Annotated in this window: 24 protein-coding genes; 12 read left to right on the forward strand and 12 right to left on the reverse strand. The window is 52.8% G+C overall.

Features of this window, described 5'->3' with window-relative positions:
* Positions 1–521: 521 nt before the first annotated feature.
* The 7 genes from ACQ4M4_RS05980 (at position 522) to ACQ4M4_RS06010 (ending at position 6,959) form a co-directional block, all read left to right on the forward strand.
* Complete coding sequence (locus ACQ4M4_RS05980; protein ID WP_430683561.1) at positions 522–1,004, forward strand: MSMEG_0572/Sll0783 family nitrogen starvation response protein; 483 nt, start codon at positions 522–524, stop codon at positions 1,002–1,004.
* 137 nt (positions 1,005–1,141) lie between these two features.
* Complete coding sequence (locus tag ACQ4M4_RS05985; RefSeq protein ID WP_430683562.1) at positions 1,142–2,188, forward strand: Nit6803 family nitrilase; 1,047 nt, start codon at positions 1,142–1,144, stop codon at positions 2,186–2,188.
* 249 nt (positions 2,189–2,437) lie between these two features.
* Entirely contained in the window at positions 2,438–3,529 is a 1,092-nt protein-coding gene (locus ACQ4M4_RS05990; protein WP_430683563.1) for an MSMEG_0568 family radical SAM protein, read from the forward strand.
* Positions 3,530–3,746: 217 nt separating this feature from the next.
* Positions 3,747–4,271 (forward strand): MSMEG_0567/Sll0786 family nitrogen starvation N-acetyltransferase, encoded by a 525-nt coding sequence (locus tag ACQ4M4_RS05995; protein ID WP_430683564.1) that lies wholly within the window; start codon positions 3,747–3,749, stop codon positions 4,269–4,271.
* Positions 4,272–4,395: 124 nt separating this feature from the next.
* Entirely contained in the window at positions 4,396–5,397 is a 1,002-nt protein-coding gene (locus ACQ4M4_RS06000) for a sll0787 family AIR synthase-like protein (protein ID WP_430683565.1), read from the forward strand.
* A complete protein-coding gene (locus ACQ4M4_RS06005; protein ID WP_430683566.1) occupies positions 5,394–6,608 on the forward strand; it encodes an MSMEG_0565 family glycosyltransferase in 1,215 nt (404 codons plus the stop codon). The genes ACQ4M4_RS06000 and ACQ4M4_RS06005 overlap by 4 nt, the downstream gene beginning before the upstream one ends.
* Before the next feature lie 63 nt (positions 6,609–6,671).
* Positions 6,672–6,959, forward strand: coding sequence for an MSMEG_0570 family nitrogen starvation response protein (locus tag ACQ4M4_RS06010; RefSeq protein ID WP_430683567.1), 288 nt, complete (start codon positions 6,672–6,674; stop codon positions 6,957–6,959).
* Between the two features lie 5 nt (positions 6,960–6,964).
* Here ACQ4M4_RS06010 and ACQ4M4_RS06015 read toward each other — a convergent pair whose 3' ends face one another.
* Positions 6,965–7,357, reverse strand: coding sequence for a tetratricopeptide repeat protein (locus ACQ4M4_RS06015; protein WP_430683568.1), 393 nt, complete (start codon positions 7,355–7,357; stop codon positions 6,965–6,967).
* Between the two features lie 154 nt (positions 7,358–7,511).
* Positions 7,512–9,314 carry an ABC transporter ATP-binding protein gene (locus ACQ4M4_RS06020; RefSeq protein WP_430683569.1) on the reverse strand — a complete coding sequence of 601 codons (1,803 nt, stop codon included), beginning with the start codon at positions 9,312–9,314 and terminating at the stop codon, positions 7,512–7,514.
* 354 nt (positions 9,315–9,668) lie between these two features.
* Between ACQ4M4_RS06020 and ACQ4M4_RS06025 the strand changes: the two genes are divergently transcribed.
* A complete protein-coding gene (locus ACQ4M4_RS06025; protein ID WP_430683570.1) occupies positions 9,669–9,920 on the forward strand; it encodes a hypothetical protein in 252 nt (83 codons plus the stop codon).
* A 78-nt stretch (positions 9,921–9,998) separates the two neighbouring features.
* Here ACQ4M4_RS06025 and ACQ4M4_RS06030 read toward each other — a convergent pair whose 3' ends face one another.
* Positions 9,999–10,643, reverse strand: a complete 645-nt coding sequence (locus ACQ4M4_RS06030) for a hypothetical protein (protein WP_430683571.1) — start codon at positions 10,641–10,643, stop codon at positions 9,999–10,001.
* Between the two features lie 120 nt (positions 10,644–10,763).
* The gene (locus ACQ4M4_RS06035; protein WP_430683572.1) at positions 10,764–12,293 is read right to left on the reverse strand and encodes a UDP-N-acetylmuramoyl-L-alanyl-D-glutamate--2,6-diaminopimelate ligase; all 1,530 of its coding nucleotides are present in this window, start codon (positions 12,291–12,293) and stop codon (positions 10,764–10,766) included.
* Between the two features lie 207 nt (positions 12,294–12,500).
* Here ACQ4M4_RS06035 and ACQ4M4_RS06040 point away from each other — a divergent pair, with 207 nt between their 5' ends.
* A complete protein-coding gene (locus ACQ4M4_RS06040; protein ID WP_430683573.1) occupies positions 12,501–12,839 on the forward strand; it encodes a hypothetical protein in 339 nt (112 codons plus the stop codon).
* A 165-nt stretch (positions 12,840–13,004) separates the two neighbouring features.
* On the opposite strand, the gene ACQ4M4_RS06045 is transcribed toward ACQ4M4_RS06040, so the two are convergent.
* Entirely contained in the window at positions 13,005–14,474 is a 1,470-nt protein-coding gene (locus tag ACQ4M4_RS06045; protein ID WP_430683574.1) for a choice-of-anchor I domain-containing protein, read from the reverse strand.
* A 614-nt stretch (positions 14,475–15,088) separates the two neighbouring features.
* Between ACQ4M4_RS06045 and ACQ4M4_RS06050 the strand changes: the two genes are divergently transcribed.
* Positions 15,089–15,295, forward strand: a complete 207-nt coding sequence (locus ACQ4M4_RS06050; protein WP_430683575.1) for a hypothetical protein — start codon at positions 15,089–15,091, stop codon at positions 15,293–15,295.
* A gap of 371 nt (positions 15,296–15,666) precedes the next feature.
* On the opposite strand, the gene ACQ4M4_RS06055 is transcribed toward ACQ4M4_RS06050, so the two are convergent.
* Positions 15,667–16,719, reverse strand: a complete 1,053-nt coding sequence (locus ACQ4M4_RS06055) for a threonine aldolase family protein (protein WP_430683576.1) — start codon at positions 16,717–16,719, stop codon at positions 15,667–15,669.
* A 113-nt stretch (positions 16,720–16,832) separates the two neighbouring features.
* On the reverse strand, positions 16,833–17,762 hold the full coding sequence (locus ACQ4M4_RS06060) for a tetratricopeptide repeat protein (RefSeq protein WP_430683577.1): 930 nt from the start codon (positions 17,760–17,762) through the stop codon (positions 16,833–16,835).
* A gap of 428 nt (positions 17,763–18,190) precedes the next feature.
* Here ACQ4M4_RS06060 and ACQ4M4_RS06065 point away from each other — a divergent pair, with 428 nt between their 5' ends.
* Positions 18,191–19,111, forward strand: coding sequence for a hypothetical protein (locus tag ACQ4M4_RS06065; RefSeq protein WP_430683578.1), 921 nt, complete (start codon positions 18,191–18,193; stop codon positions 19,109–19,111).
* 130 nt (positions 19,112–19,241) lie between these two features.
* On the opposite strand, the gene ACQ4M4_RS06070 is transcribed toward ACQ4M4_RS06065, so the two are convergent.
* The 3 genes from ACQ4M4_RS06070 to acsF all read right to left on the reverse strand — a co-directional run bounded on the left by ACQ4M4_RS06070 (position 19,242) and on the right by acsF (position 22,783).
* Entirely contained in the window at positions 19,242–20,450 is a 1,209-nt protein-coding gene (locus tag ACQ4M4_RS06070) for a homocysteine biosynthesis protein (protein WP_430683579.1), read from the reverse strand.
* A 307-nt stretch (positions 20,451–20,757) separates the two neighbouring features.
* A complete protein-coding gene (locus ACQ4M4_RS06075) occupies positions 20,758–21,579 on the reverse strand; it encodes a hypothetical protein (RefSeq protein WP_430683580.1) in 822 nt (273 codons plus the stop codon).
* 127 nt (positions 21,580–21,706) lie between these two features.
* The gene (gene acsF / locus ACQ4M4_RS06080; RefSeq protein ID WP_430683581.1) at positions 21,707–22,783 is read right to left on the reverse strand and encodes a magnesium-protoporphyrin IX monomethyl ester (oxidative) cyclase; all 1,077 of its coding nucleotides are present in this window, start codon (positions 22,781–22,783) and stop codon (positions 21,707–21,709) included.
* Positions 22,784–23,555: 772 nt separating this feature from the next.
* Here acsF and ACQ4M4_RS06085 point away from each other — a divergent pair.
* Positions 23,556–24,317: a lipase family protein gene (locus tag ACQ4M4_RS06085; protein WP_430683582.1), complete on the forward strand. Its 762-nt coding sequence runs from the start codon at positions 23,556–23,558 to the stop codon at positions 24,315–24,317.
* Between the two features lie 21 nt (positions 24,318–24,338).
* Here ACQ4M4_RS06085 and ACQ4M4_RS06090 read toward each other — a convergent pair whose 3' ends face one another.
* Positions 24,339–25,016 (reverse strand): hypothetical protein, encoded by a 678-nt coding sequence (locus ACQ4M4_RS06090; protein WP_430683583.1) that lies wholly within the window; start codon positions 25,014–25,016, stop codon positions 24,339–24,341.
* A 188-nt stretch (positions 25,017–25,204) separates the two neighbouring features.
* Positions 25,205–25,903 (reverse strand): hypothetical protein, encoded by a 699-nt coding sequence (locus ACQ4M4_RS06095; RefSeq protein WP_430683584.1) that lies wholly within the window; start codon positions 25,901–25,903, stop codon positions 25,205–25,207.
* Between the last annotated feature and the right edge of the window lie 233 nt (positions 25,904–26,136).

The raw sequence follows: 26,136 nt of genomic DNA on the forward strand, positions 1-26,136 counted from the left end.
CTTGCTTTGCCTTACGACGGACTGGAGAATCTGTTCTGGCTGGGCGGCGATCGCACGGTGTTGTGGGATTCGCATTGCAGTTTGTGCGGTTTCGAGCGCAAAAGGTAGCATTGCACACAAAATCTTGCAGGGAGTTTTTGCCCCTATCGAAATCGATAGGTCAGTAATCGTGTTGTGCAAAATAAGTGTGTTTTCGCGCTGCTGACCTGAACTTACCGCTAGACCTGATTACATCCGTAGTAGAAGATACAAAACTCTCTTAAATGACCTCCTACGCTTCACATAGCTTACTGGAGTGCGTAACAGGGGCCGATTAACGGTCTGTCTTTACGCTCCTGCAAGTCTCTATGTTTTCGTGGCACAGGTCGAAGAAAGTTCCCAACTTACCGAGTGCTGCACTCTGTTCTGGTTGGTTACGGCCTGTGTGTTTGTACCCTTCAGCATCAACCTTGACCGACTGTGCGATGGATTGGGGCTTGATGCTGGCTACTGTTACGTACTGCTACTGGAGAACTTAAATCATGCCTGAGGTCACAACCCCAGCTCACCAAGTTGGTGACTTTTTTGTGGACTACGAAGAGAAGGTATTTCCCGATGTTCAGGCCGATCCTGGTGAAAAGGCTCTCGTTACATTCCACACGGTTGCTTTTGAAGGCTCGATTGGCTTAGTGAATTTGCTGCAAGCGATCCGTCTTCAGCGCAAAGGGTTTGAAACTTCAGTGCTGTTGTATGGTCCTGGCGTTACTCTGGGTGTTCAGCGCGGCTTCCCAAAAATTGGTGACGAAGCATTTCCGGGTCATCAAAACTTTAATAACCAGCTGGCTAAATTTATCAATGAGGGAGGCAAGGTGTATGCATGTCGCTTTGCATTGCAAGCCTTGTACGGGCATGGTGAGCCTTCCTTGATGCCAGGTATTCGGCCTATTAGTCCGCTGGATGTGTTGGATTTGATTCTGCTGCATCGTAAGGATGGAGCCTTCATTTTGGATACGTGGACTTTGTAGTGGTGCATCGTCGTAGGCTGTGATGCTTGCAGGGGCAGGGTTATCTGTTTAGAGCAGGGCTACAAATCGTTGGATATCCCTGCTTCTGTCGAGCACAGTAGGTAAAACACACGCTGACGTTTTGGGGAGACGCTTCGATGGAATTTTCGCGAATCGTTCGCGCGGCTGCGGTACAGATTAGCCCGGTGTTATTTAGCCGAGAGGGCACTACTGAAAAGGTGCTGAGTGCGATCGCTCAGGCGGCTCAGGCGGGCGCTCAACTGGTCGTGTTTCCCGAAACGTTTGTTCCTTACTATCCCTATTTCTCGTTTGTGCAGCCTCCCGTGCTCATGGGTAAGGAGCATATGCGACTGTACGAAGAGGCCGTTGTGGTGCCGGGGCCTGTAACCGAGGCGGTTAGTCAAGCGGCGCGATCGCACGAAGTTGTGGTGCTGCTGGGAGTAAATGAGCGTGACCAAGGTTCGCTCTACAATACCCAACTGCTGTTTGACTCAAACGGTTCGCTGGTGCTGAAACGGCGAAAAATTACTCCGACTTATCATGAGCGCATGGTGTGGGGGCAGGGCGATGGCTCTGGGTTGCAAGTGGTGGATACGGCTGTTGGCCGAGTAGGGGCGCTTGCCTGCTGGGAGCATTACAATCCCCTGGCTCGCTATGCGCTCATGGCCCAGCACGAACAGATTCACTGTGCTCAGTTTCCTGGGTCGATGGTGGGGCAGATTTTTGCCGATCAAATTGAGGTGACCATTCGCCATCACGCTCTTGAGTCGGGTTGCTTTGTTGTCAATGCAACGGCATGGTTGTCGCCCGAACAAGTGCAGCAGATTACGCCCGATGAGCGCCTGCAAAAGGTGTTGGCGGGTGGTTGCAATACGGCAATTATTGGGCCAGAGGGCAATCACCTCTGTCCGCCAATTACCGATGGCGAAGGGATGGCGATCGCAGATTTAGACTTTTCCCTCATTACCAAGCGTAAGCGAATGATGGATTCGGTTGGTCACTATGCTCGACCAGATTTGTTACAGCTTCAGGTGGTGCAGCAACCATGGGAGGTCATGCAGCATCAGCCTGTGGCTGGGGCTCCTGCTCAGCCAACAAGCCGTATGGTTGTGCCGCCTATGAGTATGGCAGACTCTTCAATGAGTGTTCCGAGTGATTGGTCGGCTCCGTCCTCGCTCTCTTAACAGATTGCAGTTTTCTACGTTGGCGATCGCATCCATTGCTTATATCGTCTGAATACATCTAATCAGCTGTGAATTTGTAGAGATTGAGTGCTTTTGAGCATTTATGATTGCATGACTGAATTCGCTCAGAAAAGACTCTACACACATTCTTCCAGTTAGTTGCATAGACAGTTTGATGGATTCCGTTTGAGTGTTGTGTTGGCTTCCTCGCTAGAGCGGCTTTTCGTTGTCCTTCTTTGATATTTCCTCATGATGAATAAACAGCGCCTCATCACTGAACTGCAATCTGCCGGGCTCCGACTCCTCGACCAACAAGTTGGTGCATCGGGACGCAAAGGTGGAGCGGGGCCTTCTGATCACAAGGCCATTACGGTAGATGGTACGACAGTGATGGTGCCCATTTACACCAGCGCTGCGGCGGTATCTCCCTTTTCTGCAACGGTGGACGCTTCTGCTGAAGCGATCGCCCTACAGCACGATGGCATGGCGATCGCTCCATTAGATTTTCCAGAGCAGCCTGAGTTTTACCGCCTGACCACCGCCGACGGTATCCCGTATTCCAAAATTGCGCTATTGCATAGCCGTGATGTGCTGGCCACAACGGTTCTGCAAACCTGTATGCGCTATCGCGATGCAGCAACAGCCTGCCAATTTTGTGCGATTGAAAAATCGCTAGAGGGCGATCGCACCATTGCGCGGAAGACCCCGGCCCAACTGGCTGAAGTGGCCGAAGCCGCAGTACGCCTTGATGGCGTTAAGCACATGGTGATGACTACAGGAACGCCCAACACCAGCGATCGCGGCGCTGCTTATCTCACGGAATGTGTCAAGGCCATCAAAGCGCGGATCAATATTCCCATTCAGGTTCAGTGTGAACCCCCCGATGATTTTGCTTGGTTTGCCCGGATGAAGGAGGCTGGCGTCGATAGTTTGGGAATGCACTTGGAAGCGGTAGACCCCGAGGTGCGCGATCGCATCATGCCAGGTAAGGCAACGGTTCCGGTGGAGTACTACTACGAAGCGTTTGCGGCGGCTGTGCCTGTGTTTGGTTGGGGACAGGTCAGCACTTATTTGTTGGCGGGGCTGGGCGATAGTTTGGAAACGCTCCTAGAAGCGTGCGATCGCTTGATTCAGCTTGGCGTTTATCCCTTTGTGGTGCCCTTTGTGCCGATTACCGATACGCCACTGGCCCATCATCCATCTCCATCCAGCGATTTCATGTTTTCGCTATATCAACAGGTTGGAGCCATGCTGAAACAGGCTGGGATGTCCTCTGCCGACATGAATGCAGGCTGCGCCAAGTGTGGAGCCTGCTCGGCTCTTTCCATGTTTGAATCATAAGGTTGATGGGTTCATGAACGTGCCAGAACCGATATGAGTGATGCGATCGCCCATTCATAAATCAATTCGGTTTGGACTCTCCTGTTAATCCATGATCTATCTCTGGCTAAATCAACGAAGCTTTCCGCCTGCATGATTTTTGTTGAACTTGTTTGTTGAACTTGTTTGTTGAACTTGTTTGTTGAACTTGATGTTGTTCCATTAGGTGTTCATTGTCATGACAACCGACCGTTACACCTTTAAACTGGCACTCTCAGATGGCGACGTTGAGGCATATTTTGCCCTTCGGCGTGCCATTTTCTGCGAAGAGCAGGGAATTTTTGATGGCAGCGATGAAGATGAAACCGATCGCATCTCGTATCCCATTATTGCGATCGATCATCAAGCAAACTCGTTGGCCCAGCGACAGGTGGTAGGCGTGGTGCGAATTTATGAGGCAGAACCAGGCTTGTGGTACGGTGGGCGCTTAGGCGTACACCAGGATTATCGTCGGGTTGGTCGCATTGGCAAAGGGCTCATTCACAAAGCGGTTACGACCGCAAATACTTGGGGCTGCGATCGCTTTTTAGCCACGGTACAGTTGCAAAATGTGAGATTCTTTCAGCGGCTTCATTGGGACTCGTTGGAAGAAATCGTGTTGTGCGATCGCCCGCACCACCTGATGGAGGCCGATCTTGCGTACTATCCACCCGGCAACGAACCGCGTCCACACCTGCCCCACCTCATTCAAGCCGCATCCTAGCGCTGCTGGCTTAAGCGTTAGCAAAATTCTTTCCTCCTATCACTCACCGTATTATTGAGCACCGCTCAACCTCACCGGATTCTTCCATGCCGCGTCCAAGTCATCCCTAAGCGAACCATACCGAATGCTACTTTCTCTCGCTGCTAAATTGCAGCAAACGCTTGGTATTTTGCACAAGCGAGATATTCAAACCGCAGCAACGATGTTGCTGCATGACTCCACTGAAGCCGCCATTCCTGTTGGGGATGATTGTGCGGCCATTCCTGATGGGGATGGCTATTTGCTACTGGCGGCGGAGGGAATCTTGCCAGCATTGGTTGGCGCGGAACCGTGGTTTGCAGGTTGGTGTAGCGTATTGGTGAATGTGAGCGATATTTATGCGATGGGTGGGCGACCCATTGCAGTGGTCGATGCACTGTGGAGCCAGTCTACAGATGATAGCAAACCACTCTGGGAGGGAATGAAAGCAGCATCGCGCGTATTTAACGTGCCGATTGTGGGCGGTCATACCAACTGCCATAGTCCTTACAACGCTCTGTCGGTTGCAATTTTGGGACGGGCACAACGGCTGCTTACGAGCTTTGGCGCGCAGCCAGGAGATGGGTTGCTGCTGGTGGCTAATCCTCGGGGGCGCATGCATCCACACTATCCGTTTTGGGATGCAGCAACCCAGGTGGACCCGGCAATCCTACGCGCCAACCTGGAATTGCTACCACAGTTAGCCGAAGCAGGGTTGTGCGATACCGCCAAAGACATTAGCATGGGCGGCATTGTCGGTACGCTGATGATGCTGTTGGAAACTTCGGGCTGTGGTGCGGTGTTGGATTTGGATGCGGTACCGTGTCCGGTCGATGTCCCTCTGGATGCGTGGTTGGTGGCGTTTCCCAGCTATGGCTTTTTATTGAGTGTGCGGCCTGAGCAGGTGCAGGCGGTGCAAGCTCAATTCCATAACCAGGATTTGATTTGTGCGCCCATTGGCCAGATCTGCGATCGCCCAACGCTCGTGCTCAAAACGGCCACAGAATCGATGGAATTTTGGGACTTTACAAAAGCAGATCTAACCGGATTTTCAGCCCATCGCTCTCCTCATCTATCATCCACTCATCCACCATCTACCACATCATGATCCGCCCGCTACGCATTGCCTTGCTAACCTATGCCACCAAACCGCGCGGAAGTGTGATCCATTGTCTGGAACTGGCTGATGCGCTGCATGCACTGGGGCATTATGTTTGCATCTTTGCATTGGATAAAGATGGTGTTGGATTTCATCGTGCGACTCAATGTCAAGTCACCCTGATTCCTGCCTTGCCAGCGCCCCAGGAAATTGGCGAGGTAATTCGTCAGCGCATTCAGGAATTTGTCCAATTTTTTTTGGCAAGTTCGGAAGAGTTTGATATCTATCACGCCCAGGATTGTATTGCAGCGAATGCGCTTCTGGCATTGCGGCAGTGTGGCAAAATTCCCCACTTTGCAAGAACGATTCATCATATTGATGAATTCACCAATGCATATCTTCACGATTGTCAGGAGCGTTCCATTCGGGAGCCCGATTTGCGTCTGTGTGTGAGTCAGTATTGGCAGCAAGCGCTAAAGCAGCGGTATCACATTCAGGCACCCCGCGTGACGAATGGGGTAAATTTGGCTAGGTTTTCCCAATTATCTGAGAATTCGGAAGCGGATGCGTTTGGCGATCGCCCGTCCCCATTTTGCCAGCGATACGGTATCAATGGTGATCCCTTCTTCCTCACCATTGGTGGCATCGAGCCGCGCAAAAATTCGCTGCGATTGTTGCAAGCATTTGCGGCGGTGCTGGCCGATCATCCGCAAGCGCAACTGATGATTGCGGGTGGAGCCAGTGTGTTTGACTACGCTGACTACCGAGCCGAATTCTTTGCCCTAGCGCATCAGTTGGGCATTGAAGTGGGGCGATCGCTATTGCTGCCGGGAGTGATTCCCGACGATGACTTGCCTGAGCTGTATCGCTGTGCGGATGCGTTTGTGTTTCCTTCGCTAAAGGAGGGTTGGGGACTGGTGGTGCTGGAGGCGATCGCCTCTGGCATTCCCGTCATTACATCTAACTGCCATCCATTTACGGAGTTTTTGTGTCCGAATCAGGCGCTGCTGGTCGATCCTCAGCAACCGGAGGCAATCGCCCAGGCCATGCACTGGGTGACTCAACCAGAGGTCGCAACCGCACTCGTGCAAAACAGTCGCCCTGTTTGTGAGCAGTATTCCTGGGAGCGATCGGCACGAATGCATGTGTATCAATACACGCAGCTTTTGATTGCGCGATCGCAGCCACCCCAATGGCCCTTGCCCCTGCTGTCCTCATGATCGTAGCGACCCGCTGCATTGACCGTTCCAGTTTGTACACTTACACCCACATCTCTGTAACCCATGCCCGAAATTCGCTTTCAAATTCAATGGCCCGATGGCAAACAAGAAATCTGCTACTCGCCGTCGCTGGTTGTACAAGACTACTTTGAACCTGGTGTGGAGTACGACCTCGACGATTTTGTGGCGCGATCGCGCACCGCGTTGAATATTGCGAGCGATCGCGTGTTGGCCAAATATGGAATGCCCTGCGGTCGTGCCTTGGGACAGCTTGACCACATTGAATGTACGGCGAAGCAGTACCAATCTCTGCCCAATCCCAAAGTTGCCTTGCTCAAATTTATGACCTGAGGCGATCACACCGTCAGCAGCCTGTTTTGTGCATAGATGCCTTCGCTGGCATCAATGTATTTGGGATCGGGGTAAATCGAAATAGCTTTTGAAAACGATTCCAGTGCGTTGCCGTAGGCCATGATTTCGGCAAACAGTAGCCCCCGATTAAACCAGGCTTGATGATAGGTGGGCTGAAGGGCAACGGCGCGATCGTAGGCGGCGAGTGCGTCGGCGTAGCGCTGCTTGGCGCACAGGGCACTGCCCCGGTTATTCCAGGCTTTGCAGTGGGTGCGGTCCAGCGCGATCGCCTGGTCAAATGCGGCGATCGCCTCGTCGTACTGTTGGGCATCACACAGATCGCATCCCGTTTGGTTCCAGTATTCTGGATGTGTCTGGCTGTCATCAAACTGGGGCATTGGGGGTTCCTCACGTCACAATTACCCTTCCATTGTTGAGATCCCTGATGGTTACGGGCAGGGCGGGTTTCTGGATGAGGAAGTACGGTTTTGCGATCGCGCGGTTCCAGGCTGTCCAGGCTGCCTGTTTTGCCTGCTGCACTTGGGCGACAGATTAAGCGGACAGGTGGGTGGCTTGCCGGGTGCGAATTTCCTCTAGGTCGGCATCGGGGATCGCCTGAATCAACTTGCGGGTGTAGTCGCGGGTGGGGTTGTTGTATACCGCTTCGGCTGGGCCAATTTCCTCGACCCGTCCGTTGTTCATCACCATAATGCGATCGCTCACAAACTTCACCACGCTCAAATCGTGAGAAATGAAGATGTAGGTGAGTCCAAAGTCTTCCTGCAAATCTTTGAGCAAATTCAGCACCTGCGCCTGGACCGATACATCCAGTGCAGACACCGACTCATCGCAAATGATGAAGCGGGGATCGCAGGTGAGCGTGCGGGCAATGCAAATGCGCTGCTGCTGTCCACCCGAAAACTCGTGGGGCATACGATTCATGGCGCTGGAATCTAACCCAACCCGTTCCAAAAGGGCGATCGCTTTTTGCCGCCGCTCCTCGGTGCTGCCGCCAATGCCGTGAATCACCATGGGTTCCACCATCATGGAACCAATGCTTTGGCGCGGGTCCATGGAACCGTAGGGATTTTGAAACACAATTTGCATCTCGCGGCGCAGGGTGCGCAGGTTTGCCTCGCTGAGCTGAAACACCGATTGCCCATCAAACACCACCTCACCCGATGTGGGTTCAATTAGCCGCAACAGCACCCGGCTCAGGGTGGACTTGCCACAGCCGGATTCGCCCACCAGACCTAACGTTTCACCCGGATACACATCAAAGCTGACATCATCTACCGCGTTGAGAAACTGCTTGCGGCCAAACAGGCCAGTGCGAATGGGATAGCTTTTGGTGAGGTGCTGAACTGATAGCAGGGGTTGTTGTTGCATGAGCTGGGTGTAGCGATCGCCCTGCACGGTGTCGCTCACTTCGGCAAACCGGGGATTGTCTGCAATCACCGTCAGCGGTTGGGGCAAAATTTCCAGATCACCATCGTCGGTGCGGGTTACCTGCATAAAGTCTGAAACGGTGGGCAGGCGGTAAAGGCGGCGGTTGGGCGTGGGACGACAGTTGAGGAGCCCCTGCGTATAGGGATTTTGGGGATGGGCAAACAGGTCGTAGGCTTGGGCAACTTCCACCACGCGCCCGCGATACATCACCACCACGCGATCGGCCACTTCCGACACCACGCCCATATCGTGGGTGATGAACAGAATAGCCATATTGCGGCGATCGCGAATTTCTCGCAGCAGATCTAGAATCGTCGCCTGAATCGTCACGTCTAGTGCAGTGGTGGGCTCGTCGGCAATGAGAATGGCGGGATTACCGCTCAGCGCCATGGCAATCATCACTCGCTGAATTTGCCCACCCGACAGCTGATGGGGAAAGCGATCCATCATCACCTCGGGTTCCGGCAGCTTGACTTCGCGAAACAGGTCGATGGCTTTTTGATGGGCGGCCTCGTGTGACAGGTCGGAGTGCAGCAAGATCGCTTCCACAACCTGATGCCCACAGGTCAGCACCGGGTTGAGCGAGGTCATGGGCTCCTGAAAAATCATGGCAATTTTGCCACCCCGAAAAGATCGCCGTTCATCTGGTGTGAGGGGTACCAAGTTGATGGGGGCACCGCGATCGGGATCGTGAAACAGAATGTCGCCCTGCACGATCGCACTGGGAGTAAGTAGGCCCATGGTTGCTAGGGATGTGACCGATTTCCCTGAGCCAGACTCGCCCACAATGCAGAGAATTTCTCCCGGCATGAGCTGAAACGAAATGTCTTTAACGGCATGAACAAGCTGTTGCTCTTGTTTGAAATCGACGGTGAGGTGGCGAATATCTAAAACAGGTTGGGACATGGAAACGGCCAAACAGGAATTTGGTTAAGAATGGCGAGCCTATCTCACCACAATAGGTGGGATGGCTGTGGCTGGGGCAAACTGTTGCGTTTGTTTAATGTTCAGGACTGACGCAGTTGACTGATGTTTGGAGCGCTAAGCTCTCTAAACATCAGTCAACCCTCTGGTTTTTCGGATGAAGTGCATAAGTCCTCATGTTGTTGCGGGGTTTGCGTAAGGGCGATCGCACAACCCGATAGCTATAAAACGGCAAGCCATGCGATCGCAAGCTGCCTTACTCCCCATTTATTTCCCCCATGATTGACGATGAATCCTCTGAATTCTGCTCCTGCGACACATTTCAACTCCGCTGCTGTGGAGATTCTGCAACCATCCACGTTGGCTCAGCGCATCGATCAACGGTGGCGCGAACTGGCTCGTGCGCTCACCGTTTCAACCGAGCGACGGGTTTGGCAACAGCGCGATCGCCACGGCAATCCCGTTTGGCTGACGTACGACCCCTACAGCGATAAGTATTGGGTCTTTACAAACGAGACCGAGATGCGGCAATGGATCGAGTGCCCCACCTTCCGCCAACCACGCAGCGATCGCTCTGGTAGGCACTAAATCAACCAGCGATCGCTGTAAAGAGACATACGATTCAACGGGTGGCGAGTTTCCGCTGCAATGCTTTTGGGTACTACCCTACTGGACAAATTCAGATTCAATGTCCGACATGTGATGTGGCTGTGCCAAATATTCAAAATTGACTATGGCCGTCTCGCCAAAGAGACCGATGGTTTGAGCAAAACCATGTGCCACTGCACCGGGCGATTGGGCCATATTCACGTGTGAGCGTGCTTGCTCAAGAGCGCTCTCAATCTGCATTTGCACAGCTTCCCGAACAAGCTCAGCACCGTCAGTTCCCAAATCATTTGCGATCGCCATGACCCAGTCGTTCGCTGGATAAGGCAGTTCGAAATGGACGAGAACTCTTTCAATGAGGGCTTGAAGTTGTTCCCGACCAAAGGACGGATTTTGGGTAATGGACTTGAGACCTTGTTCGGTATTGGGTGGGATGATGGTTAGGATGCGGTCGATGTTGCCTCCAATCGCTTGCAAAACTCCACCCGCATTTCTGCACAGATAAGTATCGATCAACGTACCGGATACCGTGCACACATACCTAAACTCGCGACTTGCATCAATCCAAAACCCAACGACCGTGGTGTTTAATGCCTTGCTGAATGCGGCAGCTTTAGCCTCAAACTGACTTGGGCTGATGGATTCCATCGCAGCGGGGTACACCGATGCCCAGCGATCGCGATAGGTGCCGATACGAGCAGGCAAGAGATCGTTTGCTCTCAGGGCACCTATTAAATCTGTCTCTATCGCGGCTGTGAAATGGTAATTGACAATTGTCATCTCTCGCCTGCCTTCATCGAGTGCATGCTGAGGAAATAAGCCCTTTTAAGCGGTGACCGAAAACCGGGTGGCGAGGGCATCGCGGGCCTGTTCGCGATCGTCGAAGTGAATTTTCTCGGTGCCCAGGATCTGGTAATCTTCGTGGCCTTTGCCGGCAATGAGCACGCCATCGCCGGGTTGTGCCTGAAGGATGGCAGTCCGAATCGCCTCGGCGCGATCCTTGAGAACGAGGGGTTGTACCTCGGCTGGAATGCCCGCCACCACATCCTCCAAAATGCGCTGGGGATCTTCGGTGCGGGGATTGTCGGAGGTGACGATGACCCAGTCGGCCAACCGGGCAGCGATCGCCCCCATTTGAGGCCGTTTGGTGCGATCGCGATCGCCCCCGCAGCCAAACACGCAGATCATGCGTCCCTGAATGAAGGGGCGCGATGCCTTCAGCAAATTCTCTAAACTATCGGGTGTGTGGGCATAGTCCACAATCACGCGAATATCTTGTTCCGGCTGAATTTGCACCGTTTCCACTCGACCGGGCACGCCTGTAAAGTGGGGCAACGATTGCACGATTGTGGTCAGCTCCACCCCCAGGTGCAAGGCGGCTCCGGTGGCGGCCAATAAGTTTGCCAGGTTGAACTGGCCCACCAACGGGGATTTGAAGGCGATCGCCCCTTTGGGAGTATGCAGCATGCCTTTCACGCCATCCGGCTCGTAGGATAAATCGCTCGTCCACAGGTCGGCGTCGCTGCTTTGGGTGCTGTAGCTCCAGCGCTGCTCTGCTGGGAGAGATTGCAACAACCGCTGACCATAGGGATCATCCAGATTCACAATGGCTCGGCCTCGCAGCATATTCGGCGCAAACAGGCGCGCCTTGCTGGCGAAATAGTCTTCCATGTCCTTGTGGTAATCCAGGTGATCCTGCGTCAGGTTGGTGAACACTGCCGCCTCAAACTCGCACTGGTTGACTCGGCCCTGCGCCAATGCATGGGAGCTGACCTCCATCACTGCAGATGTGCAGCCTGCGGCGACGGCTTCGGCCAACTGCGCCTGTAGTTCCAGCGCAAAGGGAGTGGTGTGAACAGCCGTTTTTTGGTAGCCCTGCCAGCGGGTGTACAGCGTGCCCAGCAAGGCCACCTGCTGCTGCGCCCGCTGTAGAAAAAATTCGATCAGGTGGGTGGTGGTGGTTTTGCCGTTGGTGCCCGTTACACCCACCATGTGCAATTGTTTCGTTGGATAGTTGTAGAACTTGGCGGCAAGGGCGGCGCTGGCCTCGGCCATGGCGATCGCCGGGTCATCTCCATTCGGCACAGCAATCACACAGGGCGAGCTGGCCTCTTGACTGGGGGGACGCTTCTCATAAGCCTGTTGGGAAATGACGGCGGCGATCGCCCCTTCTGCCAGGGCACTGGGCCAAAACTCGCCTCCATCCACCCGCGTTCCCGGCATCCCAACAAACACATTGCCCGGTTTACACGCATGGGAGTTGGTTGACAAACCCGTGACCTCGGCATCCAGTCCCCCACGAGAAGCCACCGATTGCCCCGTGGGTAGCGCTGCCAATAGCTCTTGTAGTTTCATGTCAACAACTCCTCACAACTGCTGCCCTTATTCTGTCTGATTTCTGGCTACTTTTTGTTACCAGATGCACAACGCTCTCCAAGTTTTGTGCAAAGGGTAGCTCGTCTGGGTTGGGGTTGCTAAATTAAAACCAACAGTCTTGGCTCTGTGTTTGCTACCCAGGCAGGATGGGGAATCTTGAAAGGAGAATTTGCAGGACTGTAATTTATGAACCGCCTTGTGCGATCGTTTGTGATTGTCTCTACGCTTGCGTTTCCGCTGTCGGCTGCACCCAGCCTCAGCCAAACGAGCACCTCAACCTCTGCCCAGTCCAATGCGTATCCGCCAGAAGTGGCGCAAGCATTTTTAACCGCGTGCCTCACCGAAGCCGAAAAGATTGGGATTTCGGGCGAGCCCGCCCAGGCCTATTGCTCGTGCTCGCTGCAAGAGTCGCAGCAGCGCTTCACCCTAGAGCAATTGGTTGAGCTTGAATCGCGCATCCGTCCCGACTCGATTCCTCCCGAGCTGATCGAGATTGCCACGACGTGTATTTCCAACTTGCAGTAATCGACCTGTGACTCTGCCCCACACCGATTCACCCCGTAACTAACCCTTCGTCCAGCAGAGGGCTTTCCCTCCAGCAAAAGGCCCACCGCATTGCGGTGGGCCTTTTGCGATGGGGATCTGTTTTTAAGTACCTCGACACCCCACACGCCAACTCACAGAGATCCGTTATTCCCCAGCAACCAGGTTAATGAGGCTCATGGAGCCACCTTCGGGGTTGGAAACCACGACCTGATTGCGAGCGAATACAAATTCAATGCCCTCGGGCTCTAGTTCGGCTGCGCGATCGCTCTTCACCACATTGGGATTGAGCACAACCAAGTCCACAAGCTGAATGTTGGCTGGGTCGGTCACATCATGAATTGAGATGGCATCCGCTCGCTCCAATGCAACAAATGCCAGCGTGCGACCGTTCACCTCGCCAACGCTCACAACCTCGGGTTCTGGGCCTTTGGCGTTGCAGCGCATGGGCAGCCCTGCTGCAATCACCGCCTCTTCAATGGAACTGCCGCTATCGCCCAGCAATTCTCCTGTTTGCGCATCAAATACGCTGATGGTGCGCGTGCCATGGGGGCTCAACGCTTTGCCATCTACCGCCTGGTTGTTGACAGCGGTGAGGTTGTCTTCATCGGCGGTGATGAGATAGCGACCATTGGCGGCGATCGCCAATCCATCCGGTTCCCGTGCCGAGGTAAATTCCTGCATCAGTGACGGAGTATACGCGCTAGAGCGGCAAGCTCCTTCACCCACGCGATCCTGCGTGAGGCCAACATTGGTGCGAATGCCTGCATCAAAGTTCTGCACCCGAAATACGGCGGGATTGGGTCTGCGGGGCAATCGAGCGGGCAGGTCAATGCGAGCAATGGCGTTGTTTTCTTGCAGCGTGGCGAAAATGGTGCGGCTGTCGGCAGAGATGCGCACCGTTTCTGGCTGAGGATCGTGGGCAAAGAAGGGAATGTTGTCGGCCGGAATCGCCACCTCAACCTGCGTCATGCGGCCAGGGCCATTGCGCAAATCAATCACCGAGATGGAGCCTGGGCGATTTTCCAGGTTGGTGAGGTCTTCTTCGTTTTCCTCATCTTCGTTGGCGATCGCCGCAAATTGGCCATTAGGGGCGATCGCCACAGAGTCGGGGCCGCGTCCCACGGCTACTTGTCCTATGGGCTGCAAGTCGGGCAAGGAGTAAGCCACCACCTTCCCCGGCACTTCGTCAAACGTGGCTAAGTTGGCATCGTCGTTATCCTTCACCGCCACCAGCACATAGGCACCATCGGGACTGATGGCGAGCCCTGTAAATTCTGCGGCTGTGGAGCCATTGGGCAGGTACTCGGCGGCTAATGTTTGGGTCGCTACGATGTCGAGGGTGTCTGACCCGATGCGCACCAGGGTTAGGCTATCGCCTCCGGCAACAGCCGCATATTGTCCATCCCGGCTCACAGATAGCATTTCTGCACCGCCCAGGCCCTCTAGCGTAAAGGCCAACTCGCCGCGCAGAGCGGGCGTTTGGGCATAGCTCGGCTGCATGGAATGCTGTAGCGCGATCGCACCACCCCAGGCGATCGCACTCACAAGCCCCAGCACGGCTCGATGACGGGTAATCCAGGCTGAACAAACAGGGAAAAGTTGACTTCGCTTCATGGAGATTGATGGCCACGGTTAAGCATTACAGACATAACCGTACAGGGCTGTGGACCTGCCATCGTAAAGGGAAGAATAAGCCTGGGTTAAATCATTTTTAGGCTCTGGTTTGTTCGTGTTTGTTTAGGTTGCGGGCTGGGTTAAACCTCATCCTTTCCACCGAGTTTCCCAAAACTGTGCGCAAAACCAAAGGATCAAAACAGCAACTCAGGGATTTTGCTGACACACCTGACCGAGGCCATCGTAGATGAGGCGACACGGAGGGATATAAGTATAAAAAGGCACGCCCTTGATTGAGCCTGCAAGCCGCGAATCTCAGGATTTCTCGTGACGCGATTCAGAAAACTATATCTTTGGGGGCTTGAGCCGCGAAAATATGGATAACCTACGTTTGCAAAGACACGACAAAATACTGATTTTTCAATGAGGACGCGTTGTTAAGATGGCTACTAGAAAGTCGGACTCTACAGCGATCGCGCACGCTACATGTTTGGTGCTGTTTTAAAGAGGGGCAAAAGACTCTTTGAACCGAGGCCTAGGATGGAAGCGATCTAATCGTTTTAGAGTTCGAGACTTGTTTCATCTTGTGTTGCTATCTACTAACAACCGCTGAAATGGCACTGGGTCCTGTGAATCTTTCCGACAATCCCGTCGATGAGTTAGTCAAGCGAATTCTAGCCAGTCGGCAAATTACCCGGGCTGACCAAGAGCGCTTTATGTCTGCGCTGCTATCTAAAAATAGCCTGAGCGACAGTGAACGAGTCCAGGTTGATCAACTGTTTGATGCCCTCCGCAATGGGCGCGTTCGGGTGGTCGATTAGTTGAACTGGGTGGTCTTTCGGTTGCTGCTCAGCACTGTAGACGACATCGAGCAAATTGCTTTGGCCTTATGATTGGTTACCACGTTTGCTGGGCCAATTCCGAAAAAAATCAAAATGGTTTCTTGCTCTCTCAACGCTGGAGGTGGGGCAAGCATGCGCCTTGGCAACATTCAGGTGTGGCTGCGCTGGCCGCATCAGCTTTGGGTTGCAGTATTAGCTTGAAGTGCGGTGGCAAAAGAATGGGCGATCGCAGCAGCTCGGTTTCAGCAATGCAATCGAAGAGCTTGAATCATCGTCCAGCGATCCAACACCAGGGTATGGCGCTACCGACTCAAAGCGTTCGCCTCATCTGGGATGTTCTTCCTCAACCATCACACCGACGCTTGAGCGGTTGCCATTTGGGCGTAGTGCTGAGCCGTTGTCAAAAACTTCTGCACATGAGCTTCCTGGGTGTTGAAGGCCGTCACGAGGCGTATCAAGTTGGAGTCGCTCCAAACATAGAATCGGAATCCCTCTGCCTGTAGCCCTTCGATAATTTCTGTAGGCAGTTTGACGAACAGCTCATTGGCTTGCACTGGATAGCACAACTCTACGTGGGGAATTTTAGTGAGTCCTTGCGCCAAAACCGCCGCCATGTGATTGGCATGTTGGGCATTGCGCAACCACAGGTCATCGGTCAGGTAAGCCTGCAACTGGGCAGACAAAAAGCGCATTTTCGAAAATAGATGGCCCCCCCGCTTGCGCCGAAAAATAAAGTCTTTGGCCTGGTTGGGGTTGAAGAAAACAACGGCCTCGGCGGCCATCGCTCCATTTTTTGTAGCTCCAAAGGAAAGCACATCGACTCCGGCTCGCCATGTCATGTCAGCCGGGGTACACCCCAAGCTCACGAGTGCATTGGCAAACCGGGCACCATCCATATGCAAGGGTAGGCGGTGGGTGTGCGCAACTTGGGCGATCGCCTCTATCTCTGCAATGGTGTAGACGGTGCCCGCTTCGCTGGCTTGAGTGAGGCTAATTGCGCTGGGCTGCACGTGATGAACCACGCCCGCACCGCCCTGTCTGAGGGCGATCGCCAAATCCTCGGCGACAAGTTTGCCATTTGCCCCGTCCAGCGTTACAAGCTTGGCACCCCCCGTATAAAACTCAGGCGCACCGCACTCATCAACATGAATATGGGCCTGGTTGTGGCAGTAGATCGAGCCAAACGGTGGGGTGAGTACCGACAGAGCCAAGGCATTCGCTGCAGAGCCCGTAGCCACCGGAAATATTACCACTTCCGTTTCAAACAGGTCAGAAAACTGAGTTGTGAGCTGCTGGCTAATGTCGTCATCGCCGTAAGGCATGGCGCTGCCTTCATTGGCAGCCGCTAGCGCAGCCAGCATCTCTGGCGACATGCCAGTCACATTATCGCTACAAAAATTCATGATGTTGCACGAGTACTCTGCCACACAGGTTTTGATAGGTTGCAAATCTATCAAAACCTATCAATCATCGTTTTCGGGGTTTTGCAGCCTGTCAAACCCCCTGTGGTGGGCTACTAGGGGCTACCCGTCACCCGCGATGGAGATGAAGACTCAGCAGCTCCCGCCGGAGTGGGAATGGTTTCGGTCGGATCAGCCGCATCTTCTGATGCAGCACCCTCAGCAGCACCTGCATCGGGAGTGGGCTGCTGGCCAGAGGCCAACTGGTTGATTTGATCTTTGTATTGGGCTGGAGCCAAGGCAGCAGCGGTTTCAAACAACGGTTGGGCATCGGCCTCTCTGCCGTCGCTTTGCAGCACGAGGGCTTTGGCCAACACGGGGCGGAAGTCTTGTCCATCGTTGCGAATGGCCTCGTCGTAAACGGCGATCGCCTCATCATCTCGATTCTGCTCGGCGTATACCTGCCCCAGTAATAGCTGTACAGAGGTTACGTTCACGCTACCGGGCTTCACCTGATTTTGTTCGCTAGCAGTTCGTAGCGTGTCTTGCAGAAGGCCAATGGCTGCCTCCGGACGCTGCTGCTGAATCAACAACCCAACCAGGCCCTGCAGCGCATTCATATCTCCTGGCTGCCGCGACAAAATATCTCGGTAGGCGCGGGCGGCTCCCTCGCGATCGCCCACTTGCTGCTTTGCTTGGGCCAATAGCACGGTATATTCCGTTTCTTCGGGATTGAGCTGGGCCAACTTTTCTAACGGCTCAATCGCATCCTCAATCTTGCCCTGGCGAATCCGAACTTCCAGCAACCCTTTCAGCGCCGTTTGGTTTTCCGGTTCGCGCTGCAGCACCAGGGTATAGCCCTTGGCCTGAGCCTCTAGCTCTTCTTGCTGAGCCGTAGGGCTCGCTGCAGGACTGCTGCCTGGTTGCGCGGTTCGGCTCCCAGCCTGCAATGCTCCCAAAATGGGCATAAACATAAGGCCCAAAAAGGCCAAGGCCGCCACGATCAGAATGCTGCTGAGAACAATACGGTTGCGTTTATCAAACACAGGACTGCCCAAACTCTAATTGCCATTATTACCACAATGTTTCTTTTATCGCCTTTCCAACAAAATGGCGCACTTTTCTTAATCGTTTTGTTTTCATGAGTTCCGGCAAAAAATCAACAGAGATGCCTGATTAAGCCACTCCTGCGTGTATAAACAAAAAGGAGATCAGCAAAATCCCATGAATTCCCGTGAATATCGCCAAAACATTCGCAAGTGAGATTCAGCCTGAATGCTAACCTAGTGTTTAATCTGGATCGATCTCTCGCTATCGGCGATGGAACAAGTGTGGGCGATCGCACTCTAAGGTTCGACGTGTTGCCAGTTTTTGGCAGCCTGTTTCCGAAGGGATGACGTTTTCCACCTCTGCGGATCATGTGTTCCGACTTCCCTATCTCCGAAGCGTCTCTATTGTGTTCGCAGAGATCGACATGAATCAGCCGTCAGTGATTAGTTTGCCAATGGACTCCTCCACCGCACCTACTTCTTCAGAAGGGATGTCATCGTCCGTTCCCGATGCATCTGCATCGTCCAGCACCCCGGCTAGCGATGCTAAGCCCGCTGTGGCTCGTCAACATCCCATTCCGCCCGCCAGTGAACCCAGACAATATCGAGCCATTGGCCTCATTTCTGGCGTCTACACTCCGTCCGATGAGCAGTTCACCCGAGGATTGCTGACCACGGAAGACGGCACCGCAATTGATGCCGTGCTGCTAGGCCGAGTGATGAGCCTAATTAAAAAGCATGTCGATTTAGAAAAACCCCATCTTTGGGTGGTGTATCCGCGCACTCGCGAAAAGCGATACGACCTCCATGCGCAAATTGTAGGCATTTGGGAGCCTGAAAATTTGGCTAAGTCTGCCGAAGAGCAAGATGAAGCCGATACTGAAGCGGCGATCGCAACGCCTGCCACCGATGATTTGGACGATGGCTACTTCTCGATTCGGGGCGAAGTCCTCTTCTACTCTGAGGCTGAAGAGCGATTAATCGTCCGCATTCAACAATCGCCCAAAAAGGCAGACCAACCAGAAAAAGCGTTCAAGCTGATTTTGAGTGGAAAGCTAGAGGGTAAAACCGTTGGCTACTTCTGGGATTTGAACGTGCAGCGGCAAGGGAACTTGCTGGTGGTGCAAGAGGGCACCATGATTGGCTTGGTGCCTCCTCGCAAGAAGAAAGCGGCAGCTGGCCCTCGTGCTGGTGGTCCGCGTCCCAAGCGTCCCTTCAAAAAGCCTCAGCCTCGCGGCGAGGGTGGGGCACCTCCTCCAGCCCGCCGCGAACCGCGAGAAGCTTCGGCCAAGCCGACTCGTCGGGTCGATCGCGAGCAAGCTGTAGAAAAGCCCTCGCCAGAGTAACCTGCTGATTTGTAAGCTTCAATCGAGCTTGAAAGCGCCATAGCAATCACCCAAGGGGATTGCTATGGCGCAATTTTTTGCTCTACAGCGTTTGTGAATGCTGGCTTGTGGGCTGGGTTTCACAAGAACTCTAATCCAGGCTAATTTGCGCGCCAAGGCTATCCTGGGCAATGAAGGTGCGGTCCATGGGCAAGGGGGCGATCGCCTCGGTGAGCGTAAAGTCTCCAGTTGTGATCCACTGCTTTAGCGTTTCGGCGACTCGGCGCGACAGATACATGCTGGCTAGAGGGGCAACCCGCACACTGCGCCCATCAATTAAAATGCGCCCCGATTTAAGTTGGGCATAACTGACCAGGCCAAATGTTGGGCGAACCCGCCGAGGAATTGAAAAATCCACCACAGGCGCGACCAACTCATCATCCTGCACGGCACATCGCTCCACAACGGTTTCATTCAACACGGGCAGCGGAATGCCGACACCTAGCATCAGCGATGCTCCATAGCTTTTGAAATAACATCCGCGCACCCAAAACGGATCCATGTGCTTTGCATCGCCAACCAACGCCAATGTGGCCGCAGGGCCAATGGGCGTATGGTTGGGTAAGCGTTTCTGCAACGGAAAGTGCTGGGTGCCTTCCCATGCAACATAGCCAATGCCCCCTCCCAAAAAAATGCGGGTGCCGATCCCCACCACATTGAGGTCGGGATCATTCAATAACGGTGAAATTGAGCCTGTGTTGGAGTACACGGCATTGCCCAACCGAGGCTGAAGCGGCCCTAGGTAAGTAAAGAGTGGGCGATCGCCTCCATTGACTCCCACAATAAAGTTCTGATACAGATTGCGCGGGTTGTACAGGTAAAACTGGTTAATGGTATCGCGGGTAATCGTTGTTTCCAGTGAAGCGCGTGGGTAGCAATCAGTCACCTGGCCGATCGCCCGTAGCCGCACTGCTTTTCCAGCAATCAAATCTGCAATCACATGCCCACCGCCACGCTCTCGTTGAGGAGCGCGCATCTTATCTCGCAACTCCTCACCATCAGCCTCGTAGTCAGCCATTTGGCTCGCGCCCAAGTACAAGTCCACTGCCCCAAATCCAGAGTATGCAGGCACCCCATCCATCCAACACTGCCGAATCTTGATTGGCGGATCTGTATGACCAATGTTGAGCATTGCGCCCGATGCTTCCATTGGCTCAAAGGTGCCCGTTGTCACTACATCCACCTCTTGCGCAACCCTGGCGACTCCCTGCTCTTTTACCCGCGCCTTCACTTCCTCCACCGTACATACCACGACCTGCTGGCGCTGAATTTTGTCATTAATTTCGGCAATCGTTCGCATAGGAAGAGTGAGGGGTTAGGAGGTAGGAGCTAGGGGCTAGGAGAGGGAGCCGGGAGTCGGGAGTTGGGAAAAGAGGGTTGAGGATTCAGGGGCGGGGGGTTAGGGAAGGGAGTTGGGAATGGGGAATTAAGAGTGGCTTAGGAGTCGTGTGGGCACTGCTCACTCTGTGGCGGAGTGAGTTGGGGCATCACCCACCAAGCATCTTCCGTTTCATCGCACGATGAAGCCAGTCCCTACTCCCTACTCCCTACTCCCGGCTCCCTCTCCTAGCCCCTAGCCCCTAAATCCTAAATCCTAACCCCTCCATTCACGGCATCCACTCGACAAAGATTCCAAAGCGACTGTCCTTGTCTTGTGGGGCATTTTGGCGTTGAAGATCGGTGGAAAAACGCAGGTCAGGGGTGACAGCATAGCCTGCGGAGAAGGTGGTCATGCCAACTTCATCGCTGGTGCCAGGGGCGACCCAGGTTTGGCTAAGGGCGAGGTCGGCGGCTCCTGTGCGGGAAAGGGCAAGCACCACGCGAACTCCGGCGTGGAGGCCATCGGTTTGGTAGGTATCGGTTTCGAGGCTGCGGTAGCCTAGCACTGGAGCGACATTGACGTAGCTGCCGAGGGGAAAGAGGTAATAGCGCAGATCGGCTCCAGCGTTGGTATGGCTATCTTCGAAGGTGCGCTGAAGGTCTCCACTGAGGGTGAAGCCCGTGCGGCCAATGAACACATCCTCAACGCCAATACCGATCGCTGCGGATTCGTCGGTTGAGGCGAAGGGGGTGTAGCCCAATCGCAGTCGAGTGCGAAAGCTGGGATCGTTGCGAATGGATTCCTGTACGTTGGGGATCTCTTGTTGCCATCGTTGCAGAACGGGGCTGTTGTCGAGGAGTTCGGGTTCTAGGGTTGGAGGACTGGTTGGTTGGGGTGTTGGGGGTTCGCTACTGTAAGCAGTGGGGGTAGCGCCAAAAGTCAGGGCTACGACAAAGCCAATGGTTGTGTGGGTGGTATGGCGCAGAAATGGGAGGCGAGAGGAGAGCGACCGCACAACGTCTTCCTGGCAGCATCGTGCAGCATGTTGCTGTGACCAGCAAACGGTGCCTTGCTGAAAATATTGCCCTTCTTTAGGGGAACCAAACATTTGCATCAATATCCCTTGCAGAAAAATCACTTTCAGAAAACATGTGTGAGGGCAAGAACCCATCATAAAGCTCCACGAAAAAAGCGGCTCTGGGGTTCCAGAACCGCTTTCATCATGAGTGAAATTCCTATCGCACTGTGCCTTCTAGCTTGGCAGTGTCGATTGGCTTCATGAAGTAAAGACGAGCCATGTTGACTGCGATCGAGCCAATCAACGGCGCTTTCTTCAGAAGTTTCACCAATCCGGGAGCATCGCTGCTGCTGATTTCGCTAATCTTCAGATTCTTTTGAGCCGAGTCATCCATCAGCTTAAAGAAATCGGGATGGTCAACGTTGAGAATGACGGGAAAGACTCGTGCCGAAGTTTCGTTGGTTTTGCGAATGACCTCGATATCGTAGTCACGAGCATTCAAGCCTAGAGAGGCATAGAACCCAGAACGTTGAATGTCGTTGAGGTACATGGTGGCAAACACCGACAGCAAGAAGAATCGGCTCCACAGGCGTGCTTTCCAGTCGTTGAGGAACTGAGGTTGCGCCTTCATCAGGGCGTCAAAAAAGTCGCCGTGACGGTTTTCATCCTGACACCAGTTCTCGAAGAAGCGGAAGATGGGGTAGATGCGATCTTCGGGATGAGCTTCTAGATGGCGATAAATGGTGATGTACCGCCAGTAGCCAATTTTTTCAGAGAGATAGGTTGCGTAGAAGATGAACTTGGGCTTGAAGAAGGTGTAGCTGCGGCTCTTGGTGAGGAAGCCGAGGTCAAGCGACAAGTTAAAGTCGGACATGGCCTTGTTGAGGAAACCGGCGTGGCGGGCCTCATCTCGCGACATGAGGGTAAAGCCCTCGGCCAACAGCGGGTTGGTGTTCTTAAGGCGACGGCCCAATTCTTTGTAGAGCAAAAAGCCAGAGAACTCGGCGGTGCAGGAGCGCTCTAAAAATTCGATAAAGAGCTGACGGGTCTCACCATCAATGTGATCCCACGACTGGTTAAATTCCTCATCGCGCACAAAATGGTGACGATTGTAGTCTGTCCGAAACTCTTCAATGATGGCTCTCAGCTCGTCTTCGTTGACCGAGAGGTCCATGGCGGCCATCTCGTCGAAGTCGGTGGTGTAGAAGCGGGGGGTGAGAATGGTTTCTTTTGACGGGACTTTTACACCCGGTCGCATCTCATCAAATGCAGGTTTTTTTAGGGAATCAACCATTGCTACTTCGAGTCACGTTTATTATTGCGTCTGCAAACCAGGTGTGAGTGAACGAAGGCACAGCCAAGATATCGGTCGATATCGGAGCTAAAGCCTTTGTGCGAAAGTATCCTGGCACGATTTGCTACGCTTTTCAGTCTATCAGGGTCTTCGGGCTTGCGGGATAGGTGGATGTTAAGAGTTGCAACGTTGAGTCAAGAAGCGTGGTCGCCAGTTAAGAAACGCCTGAGGGGGAGAAGCGGAAGCAGGGCAGACCCGTTTGCCACTGAACCACGGTCTGGTTTCCTGAAACCGGATTGCAGAGACACGGTGCAACTCCTCTGGGATGACGCTACGCGATTCCTCTGTGAGTTCCTCCATGAGGTCGCTAGGAGGTTCCTCCGTGAAGACGCTATGCGATCGCCCTGGTAGTTGTGTTTTGGTTCCGGCAGCAACACTGCTGCATTGTCGCGAAGGCATCCATTCATGCTTCCAGCCGTGAAGCAACGCGATAAATCAACGCCATAAATCAACGGTAGAGCTCGGTAACACAATTATTTACTAACCCATGAAAGTGTCGGGGATACAATTTGGATACTTTGTGATGAAATGCAGATGGTTCCAAAGCATTTAAGAAGATTTCTGAGAAACCAAACCATCACCCATCCTTCGGGAAGCGCAAAGTTCTACATCCCCAATCTCTGCTCCTAAACTTGGAAGCAGAGGAGTTAGAAATTCGCTGAATTCGTCACCATTCCTTTTCGTTGGGAAACGTTCGCTGGGAAACGGTTGTATGGCAGTCGATTATTCTAAGGCCGCAAGGTACGCAGTTTATTGCCAAGAGATTTATAAAAACTTTTCTGCGATTCAATTTGGTGAATTGACGCAACCTCCGGTGTTGATTGATCGGCAATCGACTGATACTCAGTGTGCGATTTTAACGATTGATGAAGAAATGGTCATTGTTTTTAGAGGCAGTGAATCATCGCTTGATTGGGATACGAATTTTACGACTCGACAAGAACGAGCAGAGTTTAATCGAGAAGTGATTAAAGATGAGATCGTTGATGCAAATGAGAAGGAAAAGGTGTATCCCTATGAGGGTGAAAGCAGCTCTGGTGCGTTGATGCATCGCGGCTTTGTGACTGCATATTTCTCAGTGCGGGATGAGATTCATGACTATGTGAAAAATCATCCGGGTTCTACGGCGATTGTGACTGGTCACAGCTTGGGAGGAGCCCTTGCAACGCTGTGTGCGGTTGATATTCAATACAATTTCTCTAAACAGTTGAAGGCGATCGCAGCGTATACGTTTGGTTCTCCCAAGGTGGGTAACGACGGATTTCGGGAATCGTTTAATCGTCGTGTTCCCGATAGTTACCGATTTGTGTTTGGGATGGATATTGTGGCTGAGCTACCCCGATGGTGGCAGGGCGGCTACCGGCATGTGGATGAAGAAATTCGAGTGGGCCGCAGATTTAGTCTCAACTTTTTGTCGGCTCGGTTTCGTGACCATGCGATCGCCCGTTACATTGAAGAGTTGAAGTCAACGTAATTTGCTAGGTATGAGAGCCCTTTACTCGATCTTGTTCTTGGTTCTTAGCATTGCTTGGTCTGGTTGCTGAGCTGTTAGGAAATCTTTGATCATGACGTGCTCAGAAGGCTCAAGGCTAAATGCAGCAATTGACTCTAGGGTGAGATAGTGAAACCATCTATCAAACTTTGTAGACTCGTATGCAGCAACAAAGGATAGAAACGTTGTAAAGCATAAAGCGACAAGATATAAAATCTGAAAACTATGGGAAAACCAGTTCAGCATCAAGATTAAAGTCAATATCAAAAAAACAAAGCTGAAGTTCCTTAGCATTTTGCTGGTTGCGCCATTTTTTTCAATATCAAGAGCAAGCTCCAAGTTTTTTTGCTTGATGTATGCTCTCATTAACCCAGCTTCTTCAGGTCGAACATTCACCACAAAGTTGGGATGGAGTGCTTTGAACTCTTTGAAAATTTCTTTTGTTCTGCCCTTCGGCTGAATGAGGCGATACCATCTTTTTGCAATAGGTTCGAGCAGCATCCCCAATATGTAAGAAATACCAATCCCGATTAAAGTGATCGGAGTTGACAGTTCATTCAACTGTTGAAAGTTGAGCTGAAATAGGCTAAGGCTAGCTCCTGCATATATCAGCGCTGCAACGAGTAAAACGCCGGGTAATGTGTAAGCAAAAAAATCGTAAAGACCTATCTGTATTGACATCTCTCTGATTGATTTAGAGCAATTTTGCCTGAGCTATCAAATTGATCATCAAAGATGGGTTCAGATAATAGCTTTCTTCAAAATTAATGAAATTTGTAAGCAGTATTACTGTGCAGAATAATTCTTTGCAAAAAGCCTAGAGAGATGGCACAGTGGCAGATGCTACCGATTCATTTAATGAGCGATCGCTAGCGGTTCGCAGATGATATGGGGCGTTGTGTTGCCTGAGTTGGTTGTGAAGCCGAGTTTTCGCGTAGGGGAGGGCGAATACAGAGGTAATACAAAGGGCCAAATAGGGGAATTGTGGCGATCTCCCACGCTAGTTTGGGGTGATGGAAACCGCGCCGAGCCATGTCATTTTGCCAAAGCGTGGTGATAGGAAAGGTAAGGCACATCAACAAAAAATCGATGGAAATGAGATGCACAAAATGGCGGGTTTGAAACTGAGCCACATAGTCGCTCCAATCTCCAGCAATGAGGGCGTAGGCGAAAATTCCGATGGTTGAAAGTAGGAGTACAATTCCAGTAGAGCGGCGATCGAGCATGGCGAGCCATTTGTCTTTGCTGCCATAGAACTGGGCGTTGGGCTGCCGCACGATGAGATAGGGCAGCAAGCAGAGCACACCCGTAAAGTTTGCGCCAATAAAGTAGGGCCACACACGAAAATTTTGGCTGCGACCATCGGCAAACATCATGCATGCATAAATCATCGGCCAAATTCCCATCAGGCTAAAGATGGCAGGAATGTAGGCGTTGAGGTCATTCCATTGCAGCGTCAGCAACTTGCGTGCAAGAGACCACGTGTAGGAACGATCGAGGGGTGCCAGCCATAGAGTGTAGCCAACAAAGCTCAGCCAAATTGCTGCGAGAATCCACTTTCGGGCCATGTTTTGTCACCTGCCGAGGGATGCTTCTATCTTTCTGGCAGAATGGGGCGATCGCCCTCCTTCTCTGGGTGCATCCCAACGTGGAAATCACGCTTGATGACGGCTCTAACCGATATTCCGCAGGTTGCTGGGAATTAATTAAGCAGGTAGTAACGGCAGTAAGGTAGGCCCAAAAGTTGGATGATTTTAGAGCGCTCATCCATCAGATTACTGACCTGCTGAGCTTGCCCGAT

Origin of the sequence: Leptolyngbya sp. AN02str (assembly GCF_050565595.1) — a bacterium.
Classification (GTDB): Bacteria; Cyanobacteriota; Cyanobacteriia; order Elainellales; family Elainellaceae; genus Kaiparowitsia.

What these genes read in the sequence shown, in the direction of transcription:
- ACQ4M4_RS06075 (WP_430683580.1), bottom strand. Translation starts at nt 21,579, where the DNA reads ATGTTTGGTTCCCCTAAAGAAGGGCAATATTTTCAGCAAGGCACCGTT.
- ACQ4M4_RS06090 (WP_430683583.1), bottom strand. Translation starts at nt 25,016, where the DNA reads ATGTCAATACAGATAGGTCTTTACGATTTTTTTGCTTACACATTACCC.
- ACQ4M4_RS06085 (WP_430683582.1), top strand. Translation starts at nt 23,556, where the DNA reads ATGGCAGTCGATTATTCTAAGGCCGCAAGGTACGCAGTTTATTGCCAA.
- ACQ4M4_RS06020 (WP_430683569.1), bottom strand. Translation starts at nt 9,314, where the DNA reads ATGTCCCAACCTGTTTTAGATATTCGCCACCTCACCGTCGATTTCAAA.
- ACQ4M4_RS06010 (WP_430683567.1), top strand. Translation starts at nt 6,672, where the DNA reads ATGCCCGAAATTCGCTTTCAAATTCAATGGCCCGATGGCAAACAAGAA.
- ACQ4M4_RS05990 (WP_430683563.1), top strand. Translation starts at nt 2,438, where the DNA reads ATGATGAATAAACAGCGCCTCATCACTGAACTGCAATCTGCCGGGCTC.
- ACQ4M4_RS06045 (WP_430683574.1), bottom strand. Translation starts at nt 14,474, where the DNA reads ATGAAGCGAAGTCAACTTTTCCCTGTTTGTTCAGCCTGGATTACCCGT.
- ACQ4M4_RS05985 (WP_430683562.1), top strand. Translation starts at nt 1,142, where the DNA reads ATGGAATTTTCGCGAATCGTTCGCGCGGCTGCGGTACAGATTAGCCCG.
- ACQ4M4_RS06065 (WP_430683578.1), top strand. Translation starts at nt 18,191, where the DNA reads ATGAATCAGCCGTCAGTGATTAGTTTGCCAATGGACTCCTCCACCGCA.
- ACQ4M4_RS06000 (WP_430683565.1), top strand. Translation starts at nt 4,396, where the DNA reads ATGCTACTTTCTCTCGCTGCTAAATTGCAGCAAACGCTTGGTATTTTG.
- ACQ4M4_RS06015 (WP_430683568.1), bottom strand. Translation starts at nt 7,357, where the DNA reads ATGCCCCAGTTTGATGACAGCCAGACACATCCAGAATACTGGAACCAA.
- ACQ4M4_RS06070 (WP_430683579.1), bottom strand. Translation starts at nt 20,450, where the DNA reads ATGCGAACGATTGCCGAAATTAATGACAAAATTCAGCGCCAGCAGGTC.
- ACQ4M4_RS05995 (WP_430683564.1), top strand. Translation starts at nt 3,747, where the DNA reads ATGACAACCGACCGTTACACCTTTAAACTGGCACTCTCAGATGGCGAC.
- ACQ4M4_RS05980 (WP_430683561.1), top strand. Translation starts at nt 522, where the DNA reads ATGCCTGAGGTCACAACCCCAGCTCACCAAGTTGGTGACTTTTTTGTG.
- ACQ4M4_RS06055 (WP_430683576.1), bottom strand. Translation starts at nt 16,719, where the DNA reads ATGAATTTTTGTAGCGATAATGTGACTGGCATGTCGCCAGAGATGCTG.
- ACQ4M4_RS06095 (WP_430683584.1), bottom strand. Translation starts at nt 25,903, where the DNA reads ATGGCCCGAAAGTGGATTCTCGCAGCAATTTGGCTGAGCTTTGTTGGC.
- ACQ4M4_RS06040 (WP_430683573.1), top strand. Translation starts at nt 12,501, where the DNA reads ATGAACCGCCTTGTGCGATCGTTTGTGATTGTCTCTACGCTTGCGTTT.
- ACQ4M4_RS06035 (WP_430683572.1), bottom strand. Translation starts at nt 12,293, where the DNA reads ATGAAACTACAAGAGCTATTGGCAGCGCTACCCACGGGGCAATCGGTG.
- acsF (WP_430683581.1), bottom strand. Translation starts at nt 22,783, where the DNA reads ATGGTTGATTCCCTAAAAAAACCTGCATTTGATGAGATGCGACCGGGT.
- ACQ4M4_RS06005 (WP_430683566.1), top strand. Translation starts at nt 5,394, where the DNA reads ATGATCCGCCCGCTACGCATTGCCTTGCTAACCTATGCCACCAAACCG.
- ACQ4M4_RS06050 (WP_430683575.1), top strand. Translation starts at nt 15,089, where the DNA reads ATGGCACTGGGTCCTGTGAATCTTTCCGACAATCCCGTCGATGAGTTA.